Source organism: Ruegeria sp. CDSA141, from assembly GCF_059612005.1.
In genome coordinates, this window is record NZ_JBXWPT010000003.1 from 238,640 (window position 1) to 262,079 (window position 23,440).

Annotated in this window: 23 protein-coding genes; 15 read left to right on the top strand and 8 right to left on the bottom strand. The window is 57.6% G+C overall.

Going from position 1 to position 23,440, the window contains the following annotated elements:
• The first annotated feature begins 42 nt into the window (after positions 1–42).
• From AC2FLP_RS07670 to AC2FLP_RS07680, 3 genes are all read left to right on the top strand, one after another.
• Entirely contained in the window at positions 43–1,701 is a 1,659-nt protein-coding gene (locus tag AC2FLP_RS07670) for an NAD+ synthase (protein ID WP_496682636.1), read from the top strand.
• 313 nt (positions 1,702–2,014) lie between these two features.
• On the top strand, positions 2,015–2,239 hold the full coding sequence (locus tag AC2FLP_RS07675; RefSeq protein ID WP_496682639.1) for a hypothetical protein: 225 nt from the start codon (positions 2,015–2,017) through the stop codon (positions 2,237–2,239).
• A gap of 137 nt (positions 2,240–2,376) precedes the next feature.
• Positions 2,377–3,708 (top strand): NAD(P)/FAD-dependent oxidoreductase, encoded by a 1,332-nt coding sequence (locus AC2FLP_RS07680; protein ID WP_496682642.1) that lies wholly within the window; start codon positions 2,377–2,379, stop codon positions 3,706–3,708.
• Positions 3,709–3,712: 4 nt separating this feature from the next.
• Here AC2FLP_RS07680 and AC2FLP_RS07685 read toward each other — a convergent pair whose 3' ends face one another.
• Entirely contained in the window at positions 3,713–4,645 is a 933-nt protein-coding gene (locus tag AC2FLP_RS07685) for an MBL fold metallo-hydrolase (RefSeq protein ID WP_496682645.1), read from the bottom strand.
• 116 nt (positions 4,646–4,761) lie between these two features.
• Between AC2FLP_RS07685 and AC2FLP_RS07690 the strand changes: the two genes are divergently transcribed.
• Entirely contained in the window at positions 4,762–5,196 is a 435-nt protein-coding gene (locus AC2FLP_RS07690) for a DUF1801 domain-containing protein (RefSeq protein WP_496682648.1), read from the top strand.
• A 75-nt stretch (positions 5,197–5,271) separates the two neighbouring features.
• Positions 5,272–6,597, top strand: a complete 1,326-nt coding sequence (gene gltX, locus AC2FLP_RS07695) for a glutamate--tRNA ligase (RefSeq protein ID WP_496682650.1) — start codon at positions 5,272–5,274, stop codon at positions 6,595–6,597.
• Positions 6,598–6,649: 52 nt separating this feature from the next.
• Here gltX and AC2FLP_RS07700 read toward each other — a convergent pair whose 3' ends face one another.
• Positions 6,650–7,219 carry a gamma-glutamylcyclotransferase family protein gene (locus AC2FLP_RS07700; RefSeq protein ID WP_496682652.1) on the bottom strand — a complete coding sequence of 190 codons (570 nt, stop codon included), beginning with the start codon at positions 7,217–7,219 and terminating at the stop codon, positions 6,650–6,652.
• A gap of 93 nt (positions 7,220–7,312) precedes the next feature.
• On the opposite strand from AC2FLP_RS07700, the gene AC2FLP_RS07705 reads away from it, so the two are divergent.
• Entirely contained in the window at positions 7,313–7,759 is a 447-nt protein-coding gene (locus AC2FLP_RS07705; protein WP_170346430.1) for an RrF2 family transcriptional regulator, read from the top strand.
• 2 nt (positions 7,760–7,761) lie between these two features.
• On the opposite strand, the gene AC2FLP_RS07710 is transcribed toward AC2FLP_RS07705, so the two are convergent.
• Entirely contained in the window at positions 7,762–10,290 is a 2,529-nt protein-coding gene (locus tag AC2FLP_RS07710) for an ABC transporter permease (protein WP_496682654.1), read from the bottom strand.
• Complete coding sequence (locus tag AC2FLP_RS07715; protein ID WP_117870201.1) at positions 10,287–10,982, bottom strand: ABC transporter ATP-binding protein; 696 nt, start codon at positions 10,980–10,982, stop codon at positions 10,287–10,289. Before AC2FLP_RS07715 ends, AC2FLP_RS07710 begins: the two co-directional genes overlap by 4 nt.
• 66 nt (positions 10,983–11,048) lie before the next feature.
• Here AC2FLP_RS07715 and AC2FLP_RS07720 point away from each other — a divergent pair, with 66 nt between their 5' ends.
• Positions 11,049–11,675: an arylesterase gene (locus AC2FLP_RS07720; RefSeq protein WP_299899036.1), complete on the top strand. Its 627-nt coding sequence runs from the start codon at positions 11,049–11,051 to the stop codon at positions 11,673–11,675.
• Between the two features lie 18 nt (positions 11,676–11,693).
• Here the strand turns inward: AC2FLP_RS07720 and AC2FLP_RS07725 are convergent, their stop codons facing one another.
• The 4 genes from AC2FLP_RS07725 to AC2FLP_RS07740 all read right to left on the bottom strand — a co-directional run bounded on the left by AC2FLP_RS07725 (position 11,694) and on the right by AC2FLP_RS07740 (position 16,141).
• Positions 11,694–12,248, bottom strand: coding sequence for a L,D-transpeptidase (locus tag AC2FLP_RS07725; RefSeq protein ID WP_299899034.1), 555 nt, complete (start codon positions 12,246–12,248; stop codon positions 11,694–11,696).
• 165 nt (positions 12,249–12,413) lie between these two features.
• Complete coding sequence (locus AC2FLP_RS07730) at positions 12,414–12,620, bottom strand: cold-shock protein (protein ID WP_117870195.1); 207 nt, start codon at positions 12,618–12,620, stop codon at positions 12,414–12,416.
• 668 nt (positions 12,621–13,288) lie between these two features.
• Entirely contained in the window at positions 13,289–14,926 is a 1,638-nt protein-coding gene (locus AC2FLP_RS07735) for a sulfatase-like hydrolase/transferase (RefSeq protein ID WP_299899032.1), read from the bottom strand.
• Between the two features lie 180 nt (positions 14,927–15,106).
• The gene (locus tag AC2FLP_RS07740) at positions 15,107–16,141 is read right to left on the bottom strand and encodes a fatty acid desaturase (protein WP_496682658.1); all 1,035 of its coding nucleotides are present in this window, start codon (positions 16,139–16,141) and stop codon (positions 15,107–15,109) included.
• Between the two features lie 318 nt (positions 16,142–16,459).
• Between AC2FLP_RS07740 and rplO the strand changes: the two genes are divergently transcribed.
• The 8 genes from rplO to AC2FLP_RS07780 all read left to right on the top strand — a co-directional run bounded on the left by rplO (position 16,460) and on the right by AC2FLP_RS07780 (position 23,440).
• Positions 16,460–16,933: a 50S ribosomal protein L15 gene (gene rplO / locus AC2FLP_RS07745; RefSeq protein WP_117870187.1), complete on the top strand. Its 474-nt coding sequence runs from the start codon at positions 16,460–16,462 to the stop codon at positions 16,931–16,933.
• 109 nt (positions 16,934–17,042) lie between these two features.
• Positions 17,043–18,407, top strand: a complete 1,365-nt coding sequence (gene secY, locus AC2FLP_RS07750) for a preprotein translocase subunit SecY (RefSeq protein ID WP_117870185.1) — start codon at positions 17,043–17,045, stop codon at positions 18,405–18,407.
• Positions 18,404–19,048, top strand: coding sequence for an adenylate kinase (locus tag AC2FLP_RS07755; RefSeq protein WP_117870183.1), 645 nt, complete (start codon positions 18,404–18,406; stop codon positions 19,046–19,048). Before secY ends, AC2FLP_RS07755 begins: the two co-directional genes overlap by 4 nt.
• 401 nt (positions 19,049–19,449) lie before the next feature.
• Positions 19,450–19,818, top strand: coding sequence for a 30S ribosomal protein S13 (rpsM, locus tag AC2FLP_RS07760; RefSeq protein ID WP_008757392.1), 369 nt, complete (start codon positions 19,450–19,452; stop codon positions 19,816–19,818).
• A gap of 15 nt (positions 19,819–19,833) precedes the next feature.
• A complete protein-coding gene (gene rpsK, locus AC2FLP_RS07765) occupies positions 19,834–20,223 on the top strand; it encodes a 30S ribosomal protein S11 (RefSeq protein ID WP_058283499.1) in 390 nt (129 codons plus the stop codon).
• A 114-nt stretch (positions 20,224–20,337) separates the two neighbouring features.
• Positions 20,338–21,354, top strand: coding sequence for a DNA-directed RNA polymerase subunit alpha (locus AC2FLP_RS07770; RefSeq protein ID WP_117870179.1), 1,017 nt, complete (start codon positions 20,338–20,340; stop codon positions 21,352–21,354).
• A 118-nt stretch (positions 21,355–21,472) separates the two neighbouring features.
• A complete protein-coding gene (gene rplQ / locus AC2FLP_RS07775) occupies positions 21,473–21,892 on the top strand; it encodes a 50S ribosomal protein L17 (RefSeq protein WP_117870177.1) in 420 nt (139 codons plus the stop codon).
• A gap of 162 nt (positions 21,893–22,054) precedes the next feature.
• Positions 22,055–23,440, top strand: coding sequence for a trypsin-like peptidase domain-containing protein (locus AC2FLP_RS07780; protein WP_299899022.1), 1,386 nt, complete (start codon positions 22,055–22,057; stop codon positions 23,438–23,440).

Sequence of the window (23,440 nt, forward strand, 5' to 3'; positions counted from 1 at the left end):
ATCTGCTAAATGGCAATAGGACTGACGAGGCAAGAGGGCAGCATGGCCGACCGATTCCGCATCACTCTGGCGCAATTGAACCCGACAGTAGGGGATATCGAAGGTAACGCGGCCAAGGTCGTTGCCGTGTGGGAACAAGGCAAGGCCGAGGGTGCCGATCTGGTGGCGTTCCCCGAGATGTTCATCACCGGCTACAACACGCAGGATCTTGTTCTGAAGCCGGTGTTTCATCACGCGGCCATGGATGCGGTCGAGTCTCTGGCCGAGAAATGCGCCAAAGGGCCCGCGATTGCCTTGGGTGGTCCGTGGGTCGATGACGGAAAGCTGTATAACGCTTATCTGATCCTGAAGGGGGGGCGGATCACCAGCAAGGTTCTAAAGCACCACCTGCCGAATGAGACTGTTTTCGACGAAGTGCGCCTGTATGATGCGGGTCCTCTGGGCGGTCCGTATTCGGTTGGCAACTTCCGGATCGGCAGCCCCATCTGCGAGGATGGCTGGCACCCGGATGTGGCGGAAACGCTTGAGGAAGCCGGGGCCGAGTTTCTGCTGATCCCCAATGGATCGCCCTATTTCCGGAACAAATACGATGTACGTCTGAACCATATGGTCGCGCGCGTGGTCGAAACGGGCCTGCCGCTGATCTACCTGAACATGGTTGGCGGGCAGGACGATCAGGTGTTTGACGGTGCCAGCTTCGGTCTCAACCCGGGCGGAGAACTGGCCTTCCGGATGCCGGTGTTTGACGAAGTGGTTGCGCAGGTGGATCTTGCGCGTGGCGATGACGGCTGGCGCATTGTGCCTGCCGAGATCGTGCCTCAGCCGGATGTGTGGGAGCAGGACTATCGCGCGATGGTTCAATCCCTGCGGGACTATATGGGCAAGACCGGTTTCAAAAAGGCATTGCTGGGATTGTCCGGCGGGATCGATTCCGCGTTGGTGGCAACTATCGCGGTGGACGCTATCGGGGCCGACAACGTTCGCTGCGTGATGTTGCCGTCGGAATATACCAGCCAAGCGTCATTGGACGATGCCGAGGCCGTCGCCAAGGCACTGGGTGTGCACTATGACTATGTGCCGATTTCGGAAAGCCGGGCTGCTGTCACCAACACTCTGGCTCCGTTGTTTGCGGGGTTGGATGAGGGATTGACCGAGGAAAACATTCAGTCCCGCCTGCGCGGGCTATTGCTAATGGCGATCTCGAACAAGTTTGGTGAAATGCTGTTGACCACCGGCAACAAGTCCGAGGTCGCGGTAGGTTATGCCACGATCTACGGCGACATGAATGGCGGTTACAACCCGATCAAGGATCTGTACAAAACCCGCGTGTTCGAAACCTGCCGTTGGCGCAACGCCAATCATCGAAACTGGATGATGGGGCCTGACGGAAAGGTCATTCGCCCGTCAGTCATCGACAAGCCACCTAGCGCCGAACTGCGTGAGGATCAGAAGGACAGCGACAGCCTGCCGGACTATCCCGTACTGGACGGGATACTTGATATTCTGGTCGATCAGGATGGGTCCATCGCGGATTGTGTCGCCGCTGGATTTGACGAGGCGGATGCGACAAGGGTCGAACATCTGATCTATATCAGCGAGTACAAGCGGTTCCAGTCCGCTCCGGGTACGCGCCTGAGCAAACGGGCATTCTGGCTGGACCGGCGGTACCCGATCGTGAATCGCTGGCGCGAACGTCGCTGAAAGCCGAAGGTTCACCAGGTAATTGGAAACAGTGAAGTTTCCTTTGCGTGCATTGTTCCTAGGTCGGGGGTTATTGCCTGTGGAAAGAGGCAAAAAAGGCCACCCCAGACTTGTTTGGATGACATTTTTCTGACACATTTTTGCTTGGAAGTTGCCCAATGTGGGGCGGGTGCGACGCATTGTTTGTTGAAATTGCAAAGCTGATTTTGGTGAACGCGACGTATCCGGGGTTGGATGTCTGAGTGAATGGTTTGGTGTAAAAATGTACGAGGACTATGAAAGATCGCTTCATGCGCCTTTGAGATGGCGCACAATGGAATCTTCGCCGCAAGAGTTGGATGAAGAGAAGCTGGATTCAGCAATTGCCGATTTGTTGAATGAGCAGCGGCAGTCGGAAGATCAGAGAGTGGCGATGTTGCGGCCAGAGTTTCCGCAATTGCTTCCACAGGAAGATGTGTCTGCACAAGCGGCACTGAAAGAAAAACGGTTGTCTGCGATCTTGCGCCAGAAATGGGCGGAACTGTCCGGCGCAGCGTAACCTTCAGCCCGCATTCATAGCCTCAGGCGTCTGGGTCACAGATGCCAAAATTCGCTTGGTCGCGGTGACGGTTTGTATTGCCTATGCTTTGTCTCTTGGTCTCCATAACGGTCCAAGCGACAGAGTAAGGCCTATCGATGACCGCTCCTAAACCGACTCCTGTAGAATCTGACCTTGCCCTGCCAAAATCCGTTGATGTTGTGGTCATTGGCGGCGGTATCATTGGCGTTTCAACCGCGCTGGAACTTGCAGAGCGGGGCGCCTCGGTCCTTTTGTGCGAAAAAGGGCAGATTGCCTCCGAACAAAGCTCTCGCAACTGGGGGTGGGTCCGTCTTGGGATGCGGGACCCAAGGGAAATTCCCCTGATGCAAGAATCGTTGCGCATCTGGCAGACGCTGGATCACCGGCTGGACCGCAAGACAGGATATACCCAGTCCGGTATCCTTTTTGGCGCATCAGGTAAGCGGGATGCGGGGAACATGGAACGTTGGCTGCACCACGTGGAGGGTTTGCAGACCGGCGCGCGGATGGTTTCGGGCGGTGAGTTGGCAGACCTTTTGCACGGCAACCAAACGGGCATTGAAACCGCGCTGTACATGCCGCAGGACGGACGTGCTGAACCACAATGGACAGCCCCTGCAATCGCCCGGGCTGCGCAGGATCGGGGCGCTGTGATCATGACGAATTGCGCCGTACGCAGTGTGGACGTTCAGGCTGGCTGTATCGCCGGTGTTTTCACGGAACGCGGCAAAGTTGCCAGCAGCAGTGTCGTTCTGGCCGGGGGCGCGTGGTCGCGCCTGTTTGCTGGCAATGCGGGGATCGAACTGCCGCAGCTGAAGGTCCTGAATACGGTGCTGCGCACATCCCCCATCGCAGAGGGGCCCGAGGCATCGTTGTGGTCGGATGACTTTGCGATCCGAAAACGGGCCGATGGTGGTTACACAATTGCGTCCGGTCACGAGAATACTGTGGACATCGTGCCGGACAGTTTCCGGTTGGCGATGCGGTTCCTGCCAGCTTTCGCACAGGAGTGGAAATCTCTGCGCTTTCGCCTGTCCAAACGCTGGACGGCCGAAGCAAAACAGAACCGGAAATGGCTGCCAACCGATGTGACACCATTCGAACGGTGCCGGATCCTGGACCCTGAACCGTCGCAAAAAACGTTGCGACGCGCCTGGGCCAGCGCGTGCAAGGGATATCCCGCTTTGCAAAAAAGCGAGATCGTACAAAGCTGGGCAGGTATGATCGATGTGACCCCGGATGCCATTCCGGTCATCTCGGGCGTGGGTGACCTGCCGGGAATGTACATCGCCACGGGGTTTTCAGGCCATGGTTTTGGAATCGGACCCGGGGCGGGACGACTGATGGCTGATCTGGTTTCAGAAACAGTGCCTTGCGTGGATCCGGCTGCCTTTCGCTTGTCGCGGTTCAGCGACGGTTCAAAAGTGCGACCGGATCCGGGGTACTGAAAGCTTAGCCCATCATCTGGTAGCTGACCGGGACAAAGCGGAAGCCTTCTCCGCGTGCCTCAACATAACCAGCACCGGGGAAAGGCATGTGATAGCCGACCATAGGCACCTTGTCGGCAGCCAGCATGCCAAGGACATTGCGTCGTGCGGCAGTTGCTGCGGCCTTGTCCATATCGAATCGGACTTCCCATTCGGGATGCGCGAAAGACCAGACATAGTGGTTGGCCAAATCCGCTGTCAGCACCAGACGTTGCCCGTTGCTTTCCAGATGGTAAACCGTGTGGCCCGGTGTGTGGCCATAAGCGGCAACCGCGGTAATGCCAGCGGCAACCTCTCCCCCGTCTTCGACAAATGTCATTTTCTCGGCCAGTGGTGTGACTTTTTCAGCGACCAGATCGCCCACACGGTTGCCTGCATCCTGCGCAGCCCAAAAATCATATTCCGAAGCCGCCGTCACGTAGCGCGCATTGGCGAAGGTGGGCGTGCCTTCGGTCGTCATGCCACCGATATGGTCAGGGTGCATATGCGTTATCACGACCACATCGATCTGATCCGGGGTCACACCTGCATCTGCCAGAGCGGCCTGTATGCCGCCTTGCCCCAGGCCGGTATCGAACAGAACCAGCTCTGAGCCTGTATTGACCAGCGAGGGGGTAAAGAAAAACTGTGTGACGTCCGCTGGAATAAAGTTCTCAGAAGAAACCCGGGCGAATTCTTCGTCCGACGCTCCGCCCCCAAAAATCTCTTTGACTCCGTCGCGTGGAAAGCTGCCATCCAGCAGGGTCGTGACCGTGAAGTCGCCAACATGAAATGACTTGGCGATGGTCGAGTTTGCTTTGGTTTCCGGGCTTGCGGCCAGAACCGTTGCGGCCGCAGTTGCAAACGGCAAGGCGGCAGCAGTTCCCAAAGCGGCGCGGCGTGTGAGTTTAATTGTCATCTTCGTTCTCCCTGTCAGGACTTCATTGGTTCAGTTAGGGCGTCGTGAGTCTGTTGCCAGTTTATACGCCATCCAGATGGGGTGCATGGATGAAAATTACGTGTTAAATTTTGTTCATGGCGCGATCAGACAACAAGACAGTTCCGACGGATCAAAGCGTTGAGCATTTCCTGACAACGGTTCAACCGGCACGTCGCGCCGAAGACGCGCACGAGCTTGACAAACTGTTTCGCGCCTCCACCGGGTACACACCGCTCATGTGGGGACCGTCGATCATCGGGTATGGCCGCTACCACTATCGCTATAAATCGGGTCGTGAAGGGGACTTTCTGGCAACCGGCTTTTCACCGCGCAAATCAGCTTTGGTGATTTATATCATGCCGGGTTACGCAGATTTTGGAGATCTGGTGGCCAGATTGGGAAAGCACAAACTGGGTAAGTCCTGTCTTTATGTCAACAAGCTGGCGGATATCGACACGGGAGTATTGTCCGAGCTAATTCGCGCCGGATTGGACGATCTCAACAGGGTGTGGCCGGTAAAACCTTTCTGAATCACCTGATGGACCAAGCGGCGGCTGGACAAAAACGCCCCCATGTGACAAGAGCCGCGCCAACAGGAGACACCCATGACAACCACCCGTTTTGCCCCGTCGCCCACCGGTTACATCCATGTGGGCAACCTGCGCACCGCCCTTATGAACTATCTGATTGCCCGCAAAGCAGGCGGTACGTTCATCCTGCGCATCGATGATACCGACCCTGAGCGGTCGAAAGAAGAATATGTCGATGCCATCAAGCAGGACCTGGAATGGCTGGGTTTGCATTGGGACCGGGTCGAGCGTCAGTCGGACCGTCTGGATCGCTATGCCGAGGCGGCCGATAAGCTGCGCGCGATGGGCCGTTTGTACGAGGCATTCGAAACGCCGACCGAACTGGATCTGAAGCGCAAGAAACAACTGAACATGGGCAAGCCGCCGGTCTATGACCGCGCTGCGCTGAACCTGTCGGAGGCCGAGAAAGAAGCCTTGCGCGCCGAACGTGGCAACGGCGTCTGGCGCTTCAAGCTGGATCATGAACGTATCGAATGGAATGACGGCATTCTTGGCGACATCTCGATTGATGCGGCGTCGGTTTCCGATCCGGTTCTGATCCGTGGCGATGGTCAGGTTCTCTATACGATTGCGTCGGTTGTGGATGATACTGAAATGGGCGTAACTGATGTTGTACGTGGTTCAGACCATGTGACCAACACGGCGACGCAGATCCAGATCATCAAGGCGTTGGGCGGGCGTTGTCCGCGTTTTGCCCACCACTCTCTGCTGACAGGTCCGCAGGGTGAGGCATTGTCGAAACGGCTGGGCACGCTGGCCTTGCGCGATCTTCGTGAACAGGGTGTGCAGCCAATGGCGTTGCTGAGCCTGATGGCGCGTCTGGGCTCGTCGGATCCGGTCGAGCTGCGCTCGGAAATGGAAGAGCTGATCGACGGGTTCGATGTGAACCGATTTGGCGCCGCGCCGACCAAGTTCGATGTACAGGACCTGTTCCCGCTGACCGCCAGGTATTTGCAATCGCTGCCGCTGGTCGATGTGGCCGGTGCCGTTGCGGATGCCGGTGTTCCCGATGAATTGGCGGAACCTTTCTGGGCCATGGCCCGTGAGAACATCACCACCCTGGCCGATCTCAAGGGCTGGTGGGAGCTGTGCCGTGACGGGGCCGATCCCTTGATCGCCGAAGAAGATCAGGAATTCATTGCCGAGGCGATGGCTTTGCTGCCCGAGGGTCCGTTCGACGGCGAGACCTGGAGCACCTGGACCAAAGCCGTGAAAGAGGCAACCGGTCGCAAAGGCAAAGGCCTGTTCATGCCATTGCGCAAAGCGCTGACCGGCATGGAGCGCGGCCCGGAAATGGCTGCTTTGATGCCGCTGCTGCAGGTGATCCGCGCGCGCGGCTAACGCTGTGGTACACGACAGTTATGGGCCACGTCATCGGCGTGGCTCTTTTTCGTCAAGCCGGTTGCTCAATCCGAACCGACAAACTGGTCAGGCGGTCATCGACAAAATCACGCTCGACAGGTTTGAGTTGCTGGTGGCGTGGATAACGCGGTTCGGCGCGATCATTCAGGATCGGGGCGTCCCAGCCGGTTGTCGTCTCAAAGAATCGATCCGCGCCGTCCTCGCCGAAGGCCCGCAAGTAACCCTGCACGACAACATCGATATAGCTGAGCAGCAACGGGTGGTGATTGCTGGGCTGGCTGTGCCGATCTTGCGGGACGGCGTAGACAGCTATTTCGACATCGTGAGTCAGGGGATGCGAAACCGAATGCGTTGCAGGAATTCGGTCATACGCCCATTCCCGCTCATCCAGCGCGGCCCAGTCATTTTTTGGCACATGCGCAATCATGCCGTCGATCTCAGACACGGGGTCGGGCACAGCAGTCAGAAATGCCACGGGGCGCAGATCAGTGTGCCTCCAGGCCCGCCGCCAACCTTTCAGTCGCGCGGGGCGCGGATCGGGAAATTCATGCGTCGCGAGGTTCACAAGGCTGCCATAGCCAAAGAAATAGGGGTCGGCCATCCGAGAAGTGTCCTTTCGGTCGATTGATGTATGTCAAACCGCTTTTTTCCCGGACATGCAATAAGGTTGCATCTTGAGTTTAGGGAGGCCCTCATGCGGATTACCAAACGGACGAATATCGCTGTGCGCCTGTTGATGTATTGCGCAGCTCACCCGGACAGGCTGGTCACGAAATCCGAAATCGCCGAAGTGTGCAACATTTCGGAAAACCATCTGGCGCAGGTGATCAATCAGTTGAGCCAGCTGAATTATCTGAGCACGCAGCGCGGTCGTAACGGTGGAATGTCGCTGGCGCGCCCGGCGGACCAGATACGCATAGGTGCGGTATTCCGGCATGTTGAAGGCGCTTTGCCCATTGCCGAGTGTTTCGCCGACGCTGACAACACGTGCCCGCTCACGGATGCCTGCCGGTTGAGGCTTGCGCTTCAGGATGCGGCAGAGGTGTTCTATGCGTCCCTGGACGATGTTACCCTGGATGCGTTGGTATGTGACAATGATCCGCTGCTGAGGCTCTTGCAGCCTGTGGCCTGCGTGCGCTGATTTCAATCGCTCGCGCGCAATATGCGTGCCGGACGCACCGAAAGTGGATGCAGGGCAAATGCCAGTCCTGCACATAACGTGACGCCTATCCCGGCCAGAACGATGCCGAAGGCCGATGACCAGATGACCGTGAACTCTGTGTCGAAGATGTAGGTGGCGACGGCCCAGCCGCCCAGAATACCAACGAACAGCGCGACGCTACCCGCGGCGGCCCCAAGCAGAACAGATCGCAGGCCAAAGCTGCGCAGAATATGGCCGCGGTCTGCACCTAGTGTCTTGAGGATTGCGGCTTCGTATCTGCGGGCAGGTTCGCCCGCCGCCGCTGCGCCGATCAGCACCAGAAATCCGGTCAGCAGAGATACTCCTGCGCCATACGAGGTTGCTGCGGCGATGCCTGCCAACAGGCCCGATACACGGTCAATGGCGTCGCGCACCCGAATGGCCGTGATATTGGGGAACTGGCCTGCAAGATCCCGCAGGATGGCCGCCTCCGCCTGTTCTTCGGCATAGACTGTCGCGATAAAGCTGTGCGGCGCACCAGCCAGCGCAGACGGGTTCATCGACATGACAAAGCCCATTCCCGCCGTGGAGAAATCCACCTCGCGCAGGGACGTCAGTTCTGCCGTGATGTCACGCCCCAGGATATTGACGGTCAGCTGGTCGCCCAGGTTCAGACCCATCTCTTCAGCTTCTTCTGCGGCAAAACTGACCTGAGGCGTACCCGCGTAGTTTTCAGCCCACCATTTCCCTGCGGTCAGGCGTGCGTTCGGCGGAGGTTGAACCGAATAGGTCACGCCGCGATCCCCTTCCAGCACCCAGTGATCTCCGGCCACGTCCCGAGCGGGCCGGCCGTTGATCTGCGTGATGATCCCGCGCAACATCGGTGCGCTTTCAATGCGGCTGACTGCGGGGTCGCTTTGCAGGCGCTCGGTGAAGCCGGGCATTTGATCCTTCTGGATGTCTACAAAGAAATACGAAGGCGCGACATCCGGCAGGTTGCCCGAAATAGCGTTTCGCAGGGTACCGTCGATCTGCCCGACCGCAGCCAGCACTGACAAGCCCAGCCCCAATGACAGAACCACAGACCCTGCGCCTTCGCGCGGGTCTGAGATGGCGGACAATGCCCATCTGAGTGTGGGTCGGCCGCGGGCCAACGGAGCACTCGCCCGGGCCAGTTTGCGAACGGCATAAGCGGCGAGGCTCAACAGCGCCAGTGCGCCAACGAGCCCGCCACTGGTCCAGAGGGTGAGCCGGGTTGAGCTGCTGAACCATGAAGCAAGGGCGATCAGCAACGACAACCCAACTCCTGTCGCCAGGACAAAAACAAGCCGCGGAAAAGGGCGGGCCGAGCTTAATGCGTCGCGAAACAACGTCGCGGCGCGCACATCCTCGGTTCGGGCCAAAGGCCAAAGGGTGAACAGGAACGCTGTAAGCAGACCGTAAATTGCTGCCTCAACCAGCGGCTGTGGATACAGGGAAAACACTGCGGGAACTGGCAATTGGCTTTCCAGCAGTGGGGCCAGAACAAGCGGTGCCAATCCACCCAGGGTCAGGCCGATCACGATCCCGATGACAGACAGCACGCCAATTTGAATCATGTAGGTTTGAAAAATGGTGGCGCGATCGGCCCCCAAGGTGCGCAGCGTCGCAACGGTTTCCGTCTTCTGCGTCAGATAAGCACGCACGGCAGCAGACACGCCGATGCCGCCGACGGCAAGCCCGGACAGCCCGACAAGGACCAGAAAAGCACTCAGGCGATTGACGAACTCGGATATCCCGGGGGCACCGTTGCGCGCATCCGTCCAGCGCATCCCGGTGCCTTCGAATGCCGCATCAGCCTTTGCGGATACATCCGAAAGGTTTGCGTTCTGGGGCAAGATCATCCTGTATTTTGTCGAAAACAGCGTTCCGGGTTCCAGCAGACCGGACGCCTGCAACGCCTCGGTTCGTACCAGAGTGCGCGGCCCAAGGCCAAATCCATCCGCCGCGCTATCGGGCTCGTTCAGCAAGGCCGCTGTCAGGATGAACTCTTGCGTACCAAGCGCAAATCGATCACCGATGGACACCCCAAGCCGGTCTATCAGCGCGGGTTCCATCACGGCCCCGGGTAAGTCGGGACTGCCGTTCAGGGCGTCTTGTAGCAGGATGTCGGGTTCCAGCCGAACCGTTCCAATGAGTGGGTATGCATTGTCGACCGATTTGACCTGAGTCAGCGCACGTTCCGGACCTGTAGCGCCTGGCACAACGGCCATCGAGCGGAAATCGACAATCTCGGAAACTCGCGCGGACGTCTGTTGCATCCAGGCGCGCTCGGCATGGTCGGCAAAACGATAGGTGAACTCAAGTTCGGCATCGCCGCCCAGCAGCGATGCTCCTTCTTGTGCCAGCCCCGTCTGGATGGCCGTACGGACCGATCCGACGGCGGCAATTGCTGCGACCCCCAGCGCCAGACAGGCAAGCAATATCCGAAAACCGCGCAGGCCACCGCGCAACTCGCGACGCGCGAGCCGCCCGGCCATCCGCAGCCTCATTCCGCAGCCTCCTGCCGGGTCTCTTCGGTGATCCTGCCGTCGCGCAACCGAACGACCCGATCACATCTTTCTGCCAACGAAAGGCTGTGTGTCACCAGAACCAGGGTCGCATCGAATTTCCGGCGTAAACCAAACAGCAGATCAACAATCGCGGCGCCATTCGTTTCGTCCAGATTCCCGGTCGGTTCATCAGCCAACAGGATTTTGGGACGTGGCGCAGATGCTCGCGCCAAGGCAACACGTTGTTGTTCACCGCCCGAAAGTTGCGCCGGATAATGATCACGACGATGCGACAGGCCCACGGCTTCCAGCTCATTCCCGGCCCGGTCGAACGCATCCTTGTGCCCCGCCAGTTCCAGTGGGGTCGCCACGTTTTCAAGTGCCGTCATTGTCGGGATCAGATGGAAGTTCTGAAACACCACCCCCATACTGTCGCGTCGAAACCGGGCCAGTGCGTCCTCATCCATTCCGGTCAGGTCCTGACCCAGAGCGACGACCTGACCGCGCGTGGCCTGTTCCAACCCTCCCATCAACATCAGCAGCGAAGACTTGCCCGAGCCCGAAGGCCCGATAAGCCCCAGCGTCTCGCCCTTGTTCACTGTCAATGAAATGTCATGCAGAATATCGACCCGCCCGGCATTGCCATCCAGTGACAAAGCGGCATTTTGGAGGGCAAGAACAGCAGTCGTCATGGGTCTACCCGAAAAAGGAGCGGTCTTTTGGGATATGGAGCGATCACTACATTGCGCAAGGCTTTGATGGCAGGCCTTTTCACGTGGTGCGGTTTTGCGGCCACAGCCGAACAAGTGGTGATTGCGGCTTTGGGAGACTCGCTGACTCAGGGCTATGGGCTGGTGGAGGAGAGCGGGTTTGTTCCGCAGCTTGACCGTTGGCTGCACGCGCAGGGGGCGGATGTCAGGGTGATCAACGCCGGCGTTTCGGGCGATACCACAGCGGGCGGGGCCGCGCGCGTGGATTGGACCCTGACCCCGGATGTGGACGGTATGATTGTTGCCTTTGGCGGTAATGACGTGTTGCGTGGGATCGATCCAGCCGTCTCGAAGGCCAATCTGCGCAGGATCCTGGACGTGGCGCGTGACGCGAATGTACCGGTTCTGCTGATCGGCATGCAGGCTCCGGGTAACTACGGGGCCGATTACAAGCAAGCTTTCGACGGGATGTACCCTGACTTGGCGAACGAGTTCGACGTCCTCTTCGCCGCTGGTTTCTTTGAAGGGCTTGCAGCAGGGGGTGACCCCGGTGCGGTATCACAGTTCATGCAGCCTGACGGAATACATCCAAACGCGGATGGGGTGGCAAAGATCGTTGAATCTCTGGGCCCGTCCGTGCTGAAGCTTGTTGATCAAGCCGGTGGAGAAAGATAAGCGCCCACCCAGGGACGATCAGACGACTGTAACGACAGTTCCGATTGGGACCCGGCTGTATAAATCGATCACATGCTCGTTCAGCATTCGAATGCAACCGTTGGACACTGCCCGACCGATGGTTTGCGGCTGTGTCGTGCCGTGGATACGGAAATAGGTATCGACACCGTTCTGGAACAGATACAGCGCCCGCGCGCCCAGTGGGTTGTCTCCGCCTCCGGGTTGGACATAGTCATTGTCCTTGAATTTTGCGTAAGCGACGGGATCACGTTCGATCATTTCATTGGTCGGACGCCAGGTCGGCCATTCCTTTTTCACATCGATGGTAGCTGTGCCGGTAAACTCCAGCCCGGCCTTGCCGACACCGCAGCCATAGCGGATCGCTTTGCGAGGTTCAGTCACGTAGTAAAGATAGAACGAGCGGGGGGCGACCAGCAGCTGACCGGGCACAAACTGCTTTTTGATGCGCACGAATTGCGGTGTCGGATCATACTCGACCGCTTTTTTCGCGCTGGCGATACCCGGCAACATGCTGGCCGCAGCCCCAGCCAAAAAAATACGGCGTGTAAACATCGAAACCCTCATCGAATGACCAACAAAACCTGAGTACCAGTTTCATCATGATATGATATTTGGTCAATTCTAGGGCAGACATCACGTGGACGTGATGTGTCCTGCCTGCCACCGGAGGTCGCGGCGGGAAGAGGGCGAGGGGGATCCCCTCACCCGATATCAAGCTTAGGCCAGCTGGATGCTGTCGGCGCTTTCGCGGCCGTCACGACCGGCACGCAGCTCGTACGTGACTTTCTGGTTGTCGGCCAGGCCGGTCAGGCCCGAACGTTCAACGGCCGAGATGTGTACGAATACATCTTTGCCGCCCTCATCCGGTGCGATGAAGCCGAAGCCTTTAGTGGTATTGAACCATTTTACGGTGCCTGTAGGCATATCCGTGTCTCCTATATTAGTGCTGCCCACGGAGTTGCGGCAGCCTGGCGTCGTCGGTCTGTATCGATAGACTGACTGCCGATGAAGGAGACAGTAGGTCGAATAGATAAACGTAAGCTCTTTTCATATGGCATCGGGTCGAGACTGTGACAAGAGATTTTGTTGGATTTGTGCAAGGGTTTGCGGGTCAATTGTCCGGTTTGTACAAGATTCCGCCGACGGGTTTGGCCATCGTTTTGAGTGCTTTCTATATGATGTGTTTTTTGGGTCGGAGCATACAAACGGAAATCAGAATCCGTTATCCAGGCCCGTGATCTGGTCACGGCACGAGCGATGTCCACAGTGCCCGCATTCCCGGGGCCGAAGATTCTTCTACCGCGTTGCTGCCTTGCCCAGCAGTGACAAACGGATTGAGCGGCCACTCTTGATTATCACGGCTGCTGTGCGGCTTGGCATTAATGCTGCCCCAGGCTCTCTCAATCAGAAGGTCACGCCCTTTTCCCGCAGCCACGCTGGTCGCGGTGCTGTTTGCAATTGGACAGGTCGTGCCCAAGACGGGGTGGCCTGAGACAAGTGGACATGTCGATGGTTTTACCCTCTTTCAGGGGCATATGGGCTTTCTTGATGTCTTTCCGTCGAACCGACTGACCGAAAGTACTAAACCACTCTCACTGCCAGCTCGAAAACACTTCGCGGGCCTTTTCACTTTCCGGGCGCAGATTCTCGATCCCTCCGTAGGGCACACCTTTGCCCAGTGGCAGGTGAGGGTACTTTTCGATCATCTTCTGGTGCCTCTTCATCATGTCCTGAAAGGACGCACCGGACCAGAGTGAGCCGCCGATGTCCGGCGTGGATTCACGAGGGTCACGCAGTATATTGAAAACCGGGGCTGCGGCGCCGGGCACACCCGGCGGCGGCATGTGCATCTTGAATTCCTGCTTAACAATCGAACGCAAAACAGGGCCTTCGTAGATATAGACATAGTCTCGCCGTGAATTCCCTTCGCCCTCCAATAGCAAGGCCGTCTGGTCGATCCCGTCAATTACCCGATCACGCGGGATATGTTCACTGCCGCCCGCGATCCGGGCAAGCGTGGTGTACAGGTCTGAGACATGAATAATATCACCGGCATAGCTGCCCGCTTCGATTGCGGCCGGCCATCTGACAAAAGCATCGACGCGCACGCCTCCCTCAAGATGTTCAGCTTTTCCGCCCCGATAGATCAGTTCCATCATTCCTGAATCCGGGGAATACTGCTTGAAAATCCCGTTGTCCGCCATCAGGACGACAAGCGTGTTTTCGGACACGCCCAAGTCATCAATCCTGGACAGCAACTCTCCTATCCATGCATCCACAACTTCCATCTTGTCCGCCATGAAGCCGCCATTCCGGCTGGTTTGCTGTTCGGAATAGGTGAAGTTCAGCGGGTACAATGGCCAGTATTGAAGAAAGAACGGAGCGTCTTCCTGTGAAAGCCTTTCAAGCTGCTCCATCGCCTGAGCTTGGTAGCGTTCGTTCATCCGTTCGTAATGCGCCTGCGTCCATTCTTCACCCGGAGCAAGATCGACTTCACGGGCCAAACCTCCTTCTTCAGCTTCCAGGCCCGTTACAAGCCCGTAAGGTTTGAACAACTCGTCGATGGCAAACTGACCAGATTGTGTGGACCGGTGCCAACCATTCAGGTTGGTCGCTGCCGCGGCTTCGGGAGTCATCAAGCTCAACTGCACTTGCTGATGAACGGGAAAGAACGCCTGATCAAACCCCTGATTATGCGGGAACGATTGCTCAATGTCCCCCTGATGCCACTTGCCAACATGGGCGGTGTTATATCCCGCTTTCTTTAGGATCTCTGCCAGAGTCACTTCGTCCGCCGACAGACCTTCGCCAACCAATGCAACCTTAACTTCTTCCTGGCCTGCACGAACAGGGTGTCGACCTGTCAGGAATGCAGTTCGCGTAGGGGTACATGATGGCTCTGTATACATTCGCATCAACGACAGGCTTTCTGATGCAAAATCGTTGATCTCCGGGGTGTCAAATCCAGCCACGTAATTCAGCGCTCGATTGCCCATCAGGCCGAAACTCACGTCGTCAATCAGAATATAGACAATGTTCGGAGGGCGGTCGTTGTTGGCGGATCGAATATCTGCCAGCTTTGCGCTCAAATCGGCATCTTGGGCGTCCCATCGGTCGCCGAACTGAGCCCTGAGAAACTGGTACTCACCGTCATGCACTATCGGCTGATCCTGAGCATGAAGAAGTGTTGCGGCAGTTACGGCCAGTGAAAAAACAACGTGAAAACGCATCTGTCCCCCCAGACTAATTCACATGGAGGATAACGGCCGGAAGCAAGTAGTCAAATATTCGATTTGGAGAAAGTGAGTAGCCGCGTTTCGCCTAGAGACGTACGACTGCACCTTGGGTGCGAGTCATGAGTGCACCGTTTGCGAGGTTTTGGTTGCGCTCAGCCTCGCTGAACGCGCCCTTTACCCGTAAAGTGCTCGTGCCTCGGCGAAGGACAACAGGCGGCGGCTCTGCTCGTCCCACAGATGCAGGCGCGCGTTGGCGAGGCTTTCGCGGATTGTCATCCGGTTGCTGTTCGCCAGCTCATCATGATCGCGCAGCACTTCGGTCAGGCGGTAGAACGGAATACGGCTGTAGAGGTGGTGTACATGGTGGATGCCGATATTGGCGCTGAACCACTGCAACACCGAGGGCAGGATGTAGTGTGAACTTCCGTGCAACGCCGCTTCGTGTAGTTGCCAGTCTTCATCGGATTCCCAATGTGTGCCCTCGAACTGGTGTTGTACGTAGAACAGCCAAACTCCGGCCGTAGCGGCAATCAGGGTCGAGGGCAGGAAGATCAGCAACATCGGCATCAGCCCGCCAAAATAGTAGATGGCCACGAGTGCAACCAGAATGGCAAGATTGGTGGCCATCGCGCTGACCCAGAACCTGACGCTGTCTGTCAGGCCCAGCGGAAGGCGGTTTTGAAACAGGAACAGATAGCCAGGGCCAAGCACGAACAGGGTAATCGGGTTTCGATACACGCGGTACCAGAACCTGTTCATCGGTGTTTTGGCCTGATACTCGGCCACGGTCAGGGTGTGGATATCGCCCATCCCGCGCTTGCCCAGATTGCCGGAACTGTTGTGATGTGTGGAATGGGTGCGGCGCCAGACGTCATAAGGCGTCAGCGTCAGAACTCCGATTCCACGCCCGATCCAGTCACTGATGGTTCGATTCTTGAAGAACGCGCCGTGCCCGCAATCATGCTGAATGGCGAACAGTCGCAACAGGAAGGCCGCGTTGAGGACGGAAATCGCAAAGGCCAGCCAATAGCTGACTGACAGCGACATCCAGGACAAACCCCATAACGCGAAGAAGGGGATAATACTGACACCCAACTCGAAGAAGCTGCGCAGCTGGTCCGGTTCGCGATATTTGGCAAGCGTCGTTACCCAGTCGCGTGCAGCGGTAGTCTCCGGCTTATCCCGGAGCGAGAGAGAGGGTTCAGTCATACGCCTGCCAGTCTAGTGTTTGCAGGCAACCGGATAGACTACCACCCCGGCATGGCAAGAGGTTTTTGACAAAGTTGCTATGTTTCGCAGTCAATTTTCGGTCAGAAGCGGGCTGGGGTGCCCTTTCTGTATCACTTAGACAGCCTGGTTCGGGACCCTCTGCCGACATCGCAAGGCGGATGGCAATCTACAGGCTTGTCAAGTGTGGTTATCGGGCCTATACGCCTGCGGTGGCATTCCGCCACGAGAATCAAAACCAAGAAATGCCGTGTTTGGCCCATCACGCTTCGGGGTCATATCCGGCTTAGGAGAAGCGAAATGAAACTGAATGAATTGCGCGACAATCCCGGCGCCTCAACGAAACGCACGCGCGTCGGTCGTGGTCCGGGTTCCGGCAAAGGTAAAATGGGTGGCCGTGGAATCAAAGGCCAGAAATCCCGTTCGGGTGTAGCCATCAATGGCTATGAAGGCGGTCAGATGCCCTTGTACCAGCGTCTTCCCAAGCGTGGCTTCAACAAGCCGAACCGAAAGGAATTCGCCGTTGTCAACCTGGGGCTGATCCAGAAATTCGTCGAAGCCGGCAAACTGGACGCTACGGCTGCGATCACCGAAGACGCTCTGGTTGCGTCCGGTCTGGTCCGTCGCAAGCTGGACGGTATCCGCGTTCTGGCCAAAGGCGAAATCAGCGCCAAGATGAACCTGGAAGTGACCGGTGCTTCGAAATCTGCTGTCGAGGCAGTTGAGAAAGCGGGCGGTTCACTGAAGGTCACAAAAGCTGCTGCGGCAGAGTAATCGCTTGTGAGCGGGCAAAGACCCGCTTACATAGACCTCAGAGTTTTCCAAGACGCCGTCCGAGCCGGAAAACGGTTCCGGGCGGCGTTTGCATAAGAGAGACCGATTTATGGTATCAGCAGCAGAACAAATGGCAGCCAACACAAGCTGGGCTGCTTTAGGCAAAGCCACCGATCTGCGCAACCGCATCCTGTTCACGCTGGGTTTGCTGATCGTCTATCGTCTGGGCACCTTCATTCCGGTGCCGGGGATCGACGGAGCAGCATTGCGCGAATTCATGGAGCAGGCGGGGCAGGGCATCGGCGGCATGATTTCGATGTTCACCGGTGGGGCGCTGGGGCGGATGGGTATCTTTGCCCTCGGCATCATGCCCTATATCTCGGCCTCGATCATCGTTCAGCTGCTGACATCGATGGTTCCCGCGCTCGAGCAACTCAAGAAAGAGGGCGAGCAAGGGCGCAAGAAGATTAACCAGTACACCCGGTTCGGCACCGTGGCGCTGGCCACCGTTCAGGCCTATGGTTTAGCCGTTTCGCTGGAATCGGGCGATCTGGCGACCGATCCGGGTCTCTATTTCCGGATGTCGACCATGATAACGCTGGTTGGCGGCACCATGTTCCTGATGTGGCTGGGTGAGCAAATCACCGCACGCGGTATCGGCAACGGCATCTCCCTTATTATCTTCGTGGGTATCATTGCCGAGGTTCCGGCCGCTCTGGCGCAGTTCTTTGCAAGCGGACGCAGCGGTGCAATCAGCCCTGCCGTCATCGTTGGCGTGATCGTCATGGTGATCGCTGTCATCACCTTCGTGGTGTTCATGGAACGTGCATTGCGCAAGATCCACATTCAGTATCCGCGCCGTCAGGCCGGTATGAAAATTTACGAAGGCGGCTCAAGCCACCTGCCGGTCAAGGTCAACCCTGCGGGTGTCATTCCGGCGATCTTCGCCAGCTCGCTGCTTCTGCTGCCGGTCACGATCTCGACCTTCTCTTCAGGTGCGGCGAACGGACCGATCATGTCTTGGCTGCTGGCCAATTTCGGCCCCGGACAGCCGCTTTACCTGCTGTTCTTTGCGTCGATGATCGTGTTCTTTGCGTATTTCTATACGTTCAACGTGTCGTTCAAACCGGACGATGTGGCGGACAACCTGAAAAAGCAGAACGGATTTGTGCCCGGTATCCGGCCCGGCAAGAAAACCGCCGAGTATCTGGAGTATGTGGTTAACCGCGTTCTGGTGCTGGGTTCGGGCTATCTGGCGGCGGTCTGCCTGCTGCCCGAGATCCTGCGCGGCCAGTTCGCCATTCCGTTCTATTTCGGTGGCACCTCGGTTCTGATTATCGTCTCTGTGACCATGGACACGATCCAGCAGGTTCAGAGCCATCTGCTTGCGCATCAATACGAAGGGCTTATCGAAAAGTCCCAACTGCGTGGCAAAGGCAAGAAACGCGGCAGAAAGGGAGCTGCTCGTCGATGAACATCATTCTTCTGGGCCCCCCGGGGGCAGGCAAGGGAACGCAGGCGCGTCACCTGGTTGAAACCCGCGGTATGATCCAACTGAGCACGGGTGACATGCTGCGCGAGGCGCGGACCAGCGGCACAGAGATGGGCAAGAAGGTTGCAGCGATCATGGACGCGGGCAAGCTTGTCACCGATGAGATCGTCATCGGTCTGATCGAAGAGAAACTGACCACCGAAAAAGGTGCTGGCTTCATCTTTGACGGTTTCCCGCGCACATTGGCACAAGCCGATGCATTGGCAGCTTTGCTGACCAAGCTGGGCCAGTCGCTGCACACTGTGATCGAGATGCGCGTAGACGATGACGCCCTGGTGGATCGGATCACCGCACGCTCGACCTGCGGCGGATGTGGTGAGGTCTACAACGACAAGACCAAGCCGATCCCGGCTGATGGAAAGTGCACCAATTGCGGCAAGGAAAACGACTTCGTGCGTCGCGCCGACGACAACGAGGAAAGCCTCCGCACGCGTTTGATGGAATATTACAAGAAGACGTCGCCGCTGATTGGGTATTACTACGCCAAGGGTGATCTGCGTCCGGTGAACGGGCTGGCGGATATCAAGGAAGTCACCGCTTCGATCGAAGCCATCTTGGGCTGAACGTCAGGTTTTTGGTGTTCTAGAATGCCTACAACAAGGCTTCTGCCGTAATTCTGGTTGGCCTTCTTGGGGGCATTGTACTGTGTGGATTAGCCGTGATGAGTACTGGGTGGCCTGAATACCCATATGGATTTTTGTAACGACCAAACCAGCATTCATTTCATCTTCGATCAGTATGTCAGAGAGAAGGTTTGCTGGCCGGATTGATATGGACTTGACGCCAAGCTTAAAAGCCCATATCGACCCCCATCCCTAAAGGGAATCAAGATCGCGTGAGGGATTCGTCGCTTGCGCCCCGACCACCTCGAATAATACTGGACCCTCTGGCGTCACTGCCACGGTCAGGTGTTGTGAAAAAAGGTTCCGGAGTTACGGAACCGCAACAAAAAGGAAAGTGACACGTGGCACGTATTGCCGGCGTAAACATCCCGACTGCAAAGCGGGTACCTATCGCCCTCACATATATCACCGGTATCGGAAACACCTCGGCCAAAGCGATCTGCGAAGCCGTAGGTATTGAAGCGCACCGTCGCGTCAATGAATTGTCCGACGCCGAAGTTCTGGCCATCCGCGAGCACATCGACGCAAACTTCACCGTCGAAGGTGACCTGCGTCGTGAAGTTCAGATGAACGTGAAGCGCCTGATGGACCTGGGCTGCTATCGCGGTCTGCGTCACCGCCGCAACCTGCCGGTTCGCGGTCAGCGTACCCACACCAATGCTCGTACCCGCAAAGGCCCCGCAAAGGCCATTGCTGGTAAGAAGAAATAAGGGAGGGTCTGACTGATGGCACGTGACAAGACTCGCGTTAAGCGCAAAGAGCGCAAGAACATCGCATCGGGCGTTGCCCATGTGAACTCGACCTTTAACAACACCAAGATCCTGATTTCGGACGTGCAGGGCAACGCCATTGCATGGTCCTCTGCCGGGACCATGGGTTTCAAAGGGTCGCGTAAATCGACACCCTACGCCGCTCAGATGGCTGCAGAAGACGCAGGCAAGAAGGCGCAGGATCACGGCGTCAAAACGCTCGAAGTCGAAGTTCAGGGGCCCGGTTCGGGCCGTGAATCGGCACTGCGCGCGTTGGCTGCAGTGGGCTTCAACATCACATCGATCCGAGATGTGACACCGATTGCTCACAACGGTTGCCGCCCGCCGAAGCGTCGTCGCGTCTAAGCGATTTGGAATTGAGCTGGGGCTGTGTGTACGCACGGCCCCAGCACGTCATTTTGAACCTCGGGCGTCTGCACCTTGTTGGTCATGGGGCGCGGACAGGAATGGAGGGATTACATGATCCACAAGAATTGGGCAGAATTGATCAAGCCGACCCAGCTGGAAGCCAAGCCGGGTAATGATCCTGCACGTCAGGCCACCCTGGTTGCTGAACCGCTGGAGCGTGGCTTTGGTCTGACTCTGGGCAACGCCCTGCGCCGCGTCCTGATGAGCTCGCTGCAAGGTGCGGCCATCACCAGCGTCCAGATCGACAACGTCCTGCACGAGTTTTCGAGCGTGGCAGGCGTTCGTGAAGACGTCACCGACATCATCCTGAACCTCAAGCAGGTTGCCTTGCGCATGGAGGTCGAAGGCCCCAAGCGCCTGTCGATCAATGCCAAAGGCCCCGCAGTCGTCACCGCCGGCGACATCAGCGAGAGCGCCGGCATCGAGGTTCTGAACCGCGATCACGTCATCTGCCACCTGGACGATGGCGCAGACCTGTTCATGGAACTGACCGTCAACACCGGCAAAGGGTATGTCTCGGCTGAGAAGAACAAGCCGGAAGATGCACCTATCGGCCTGATCCCGATCGACGCGATCTATTCGCCGGTCAAGAAGGTTGCCTACGACGTTCAGCCGACCCGTGAAGGTCAGGTTCTGGACTATGACAAGCTGACCCTGAAGATTGAAACCGATGGTTCGATCACGCCGGAAGACGCGCTGGCTTTTGCCGCTCGTATCCTGCAGGATCAGCTGTCGATCTTCGTCAACTTCGACGAGCCGGAATCGGCAAGCCGTCAGGACGAAGACGATGGTCTGGAATTCAACCCGCTGCTTCTGAAGAAGGTGGACGAGCTGGAACTGTCGGTCCGTTCGGCAAACTGCCTGAAGAACGACAACATCGTTTACATCGGCGACCTGATCCAGAAGACCGAAGCCGAGATGCTGCGCACCCCGAACTTCGGCCGCAAGTCGCTGAACGAGATCAAGGAAGTGCTGTCCGGTATGGGTCTGCACCTCGGTATGGATGTCGAGGACTGGCCGCCCGACAACATCGAAGATCTGGCAAAGAAATTCGAAGACGCGTTCTAAACGCGTCTTCCCAAATGCCCGGGTTTCCGGGGACAAAATGGGCAGATCCGCCCCAAGGAGAGCCGGTGACACGCATCGCCGGCCAGACAAAGCAAAACGCTGAAGAAGGAACTAGAAAATGCGTCACGCACGTGGTTACCGCCGCCTGAACCGTACTCATGAGCACCGCAAGGCTCTGTTTGCGAACATGGCTGGCTCTCTCATTGAACATGAGCAGATCAAGACAACTCTGCCCAAGGCAAAAGAACTGCGCCCGATCATCGAAAAGCTGGTCACTCTGGGCAAACGCGGCGATCTGCACGCCCGCCGTCAGGCCGCATCGCAGCTGAAAGAAGACAAAGACGTCGCCAAGCTGTTCGAGGTTCTGGGCCCTCGCTACGCCGAGCGTCAGGGCGGTTATGTCCGCATTTTGAAGGCTGGCTTCCGCTATGGTGACATGGCCCCGATGGCGATCATCGAATTCGTTGACCGCGATCTGGACGCCAAGGGCGCGGCCGACAAGGCACGCGTTGCCGCCGAAGAGGCTGCCGAAGAATAAGATCTGACACATGGTCAGGTACGAACCTCCGTTCGGGAAACCGGACGGAGGTTTTTTCGTTCTGGCTTTCCGGGACATGTTACGGGACCTACTGGAGCGCCGACTTGCAATTCAGATTGCGTGTCAGCATATCTGGGCCAATCACAAAAAAACGGAGCCACCATGATCCGCGCAATGCTGACCCTTGTTGCTTTGACCTGCGCTACGCAAGGTATGGCCGAAACGACAGTTCCGCAGTCACAGGCTGAGATTTCGCTGGGATTCGCACCGGTCGTAAAACAGGCCTCACCAGCGGTTGTGAACATCTATGCCAAGATCGTCCGGCAGGACCGGGCAAGCCCGTTTTTTTCGGATCCGTTCTTTCAGGACTTCTTTGGCCGGGGTTTTGAAGAACCCCGTCAGAGAGTTCAAAACTCGCTGGGTTCTGGGGTTATTCTGTCTGACGATGGGTACGTTGTTTCCAACTATCACGTGGTCGGGTCCGCGACCGAGATCCGGGTTGTCACGACGGACCGGCGCGAGTTTTCGGCTGAGGTTGTGCTGGGTCACGAGGAAAGCGATATCGCGATCCTGCGTCTGGAAGGGGCCGAAGACCTGCCTTACCTGACCTTTCGCGATTCCGATCAGGTCGAAGTCGGAGAGCTGGCCCTGGCCATCGGAAACCCATTCGGGGTGGGGCAGACGGTGTCGTCCGGCATCATCTCGGGGCTGGCGCGCACGGGCACGGCAACCGGGAATAGCCGCGGGTATTTCATTCAGACAGATGCTGCAATCAACCCGGGTAACTCCGGTGGGGCGCTGATCGATGTGAATGGCCATCTTATCGGGATCAATACTTCCATTCTGACCCGATCGGGTGGATCAAATGGCATCGGCTTTGCTATCCCTGCCAATCTGGTGGCGCAATTCCTGAAGCAGGCGCAGCAGGGGAATGACAGTTTCGTCAGCCCGTGGGCGGGAATTTCGGGTCAACACATGAGCGCAGATATCGCGGAATCCCTTGGTCTGGCCATCCCGTTGGGCGTTGTGATCTCTGACCTGCATGAACTCAGCCCGCTGCGCGACGCGGGGCTCAGAGTGGGAGATGTGGTAACGCATGTGGACGGGGATGAGGTAAACTCGCCGGCCGAGATGAAGTTTCGGATGTCGGTCGCCGGGGTTGGTGGAACCTCGGTTCTGACCCGTTTGCGCGGCGCGCAAAGTGAAGGTGTTGAGGTGGCCCTTATCAAAGCCCCCGATGTTCCGGCCGCCGAAGAAACGACGTTGAATGACAGAACCGTTCTTCCGGGCTTGGTGGTATCTCGGGTCAATCCTGTCATGATCACCAAGATGGGTTTGTTGCTGTCGCAGACCGGTGTCGTCGTGGTGGATCCCGGTCCGTACGGCGCAAGGGCGGGTTTGCGATCCGGTGATATTCTTGAAAGCATCAATTCTGAAGAAATCCAGCGCCCTCGGGACGTTGAGACGGCGCTGACCGACCCGGGCCGTCGCGTGCAGATAGGTCTGCTGCGCGGGGGGCGGTCCGTTTCTTTGCGGTTCCGGTTGTGA

What these genes read in the sequence shown, in the direction of transcription:
- AC2FLP_RS07685 (WP_496682645.1), bottom strand. Translation starts at nt 4,645, where the DNA reads ATGACAATTAAACTCACACGCCGCGCCGCTTTGGGAACTGCTGCCGCC.
- AC2FLP_RS07725 (WP_299899034.1), bottom strand. Translation starts at nt 12,248, where the DNA reads ATGTTTACACGCCGTATTTTTTTGGCTGGGGCTGCGGCCAGCATGTTG.
- AC2FLP_RS07735 (WP_299899032.1), bottom strand. Translation starts at nt 14,926, where the DNA reads ATGCGTTTTCACGTTGTTTTTTCACTGGCCGTAACTGCCGCAACACTT.
- AC2FLP_RS07770 (WP_117870179.1), top strand. Translation starts at nt 20,338, where the DNA reads ATGATCCACAAGAATTGGGCAGAATTGATCAAGCCGACCCAGCTGGAA.
- AC2FLP_RS07690 (WP_496682648.1), top strand. Translation starts at nt 4,762, where the DNA reads ATGGCGCGATCAGACAACAAGACAGTTCCGACGGATCAAAGCGTTGAG.
- AC2FLP_RS07740 (WP_496682658.1), bottom strand. Translation starts at nt 16,141, where the DNA reads ATGACTGAACCCTCTCTCTCGCTCCGGGATAAGCCGGAGACTACCGCT.
- rpsK (WP_058283499.1), top strand. Translation starts at nt 19,834, where the DNA reads ATGGCACGTGACAAGACTCGCGTTAAGCGCAAAGAGCGCAAGAACATC.
- AC2FLP_RS07705 (WP_170346430.1), top strand. Translation starts at nt 7,313, where the DNA reads ATGCGGATTACCAAACGGACGAATATCGCTGTGCGCCTGTTGATGTAT.
- AC2FLP_RS07780 (WP_299899022.1), top strand. Translation starts at nt 22,055, where the DNA reads ATGATCCGCGCAATGCTGACCCTTGTTGCTTTGACCTGCGCTACGCAA.
- AC2FLP_RS07710 (WP_496682654.1), bottom strand. Translation starts at nt 10,290, where the DNA reads ATGAGGCTGCGGATGGCCGGGCGGCTCGCGCGTCGCGAGTTGCGCGGT.
- AC2FLP_RS07755 (WP_117870183.1), top strand. Translation starts at nt 18,404, where the DNA reads ATGAACATCATTCTTCTGGGCCCCCCGGGGGCAGGCAAGGGAACGCAG.
- AC2FLP_RS07700 (WP_496682652.1), bottom strand. Translation starts at nt 7,219, where the DNA reads ATGGCCGACCCCTATTTCTTTGGCTATGGCAGCCTTGTGAACCTCGCG.
- AC2FLP_RS07720 (WP_299899036.1), top strand. Translation starts at nt 11,049, where the DNA reads ATGGCAGGCCTTTTCACGTGGTGCGGTTTTGCGGCCACAGCCGAACAA.
- rplQ (WP_117870177.1), top strand. Translation starts at nt 21,473, where the DNA reads ATGCGTCACGCACGTGGTTACCGCCGCCTGAACCGTACTCATGAGCAC.
- AC2FLP_RS07730 (WP_117870195.1), bottom strand. Translation starts at nt 12,620, where the DNA reads ATGCCTACAGGCACCGTAAAATGGTTCAATACCACTAAAGGCTTCGGC.
- gltX (WP_496682650.1), top strand. Translation starts at nt 5,272, where the DNA reads ATGACAACCACCCGTTTTGCCCCGTCGCCCACCGGTTACATCCATGTG.
- AC2FLP_RS07680 (WP_496682642.1), top strand. Translation starts at nt 2,377, where the DNA reads ATGACCGCTCCTAAACCGACTCCTGTAGAATCTGACCTTGCCCTGCCA.
- AC2FLP_RS07670 (WP_496682636.1), top strand. Translation starts at nt 43, where the DNA reads ATGGCCGACCGATTCCGCATCACTCTGGCGCAATTGAACCCGACAGTA.
- rplO (WP_117870187.1), top strand. Translation starts at nt 16,460, where the DNA reads ATGAAACTGAATGAATTGCGCGACAATCCCGGCGCCTCAACGAAACGC.
- AC2FLP_RS07715 (WP_117870201.1), bottom strand. Translation starts at nt 10,982, where the DNA reads ATGACGACTGCTGTTCTTGCCCTCCAAAATGCCGCTTTGTCACTGGAT.
- AC2FLP_RS07675 (WP_496682639.1), top strand. Translation starts at nt 2,015, where the DNA reads ATGGAATCTTCGCCGCAAGAGTTGGATGAAGAGAAGCTGGATTCAGCA.
- secY (WP_117870185.1), top strand. Translation starts at nt 17,043, where the DNA reads ATGGTATCAGCAGCAGAACAAATGGCAGCCAACACAAGCTGGGCTGCT.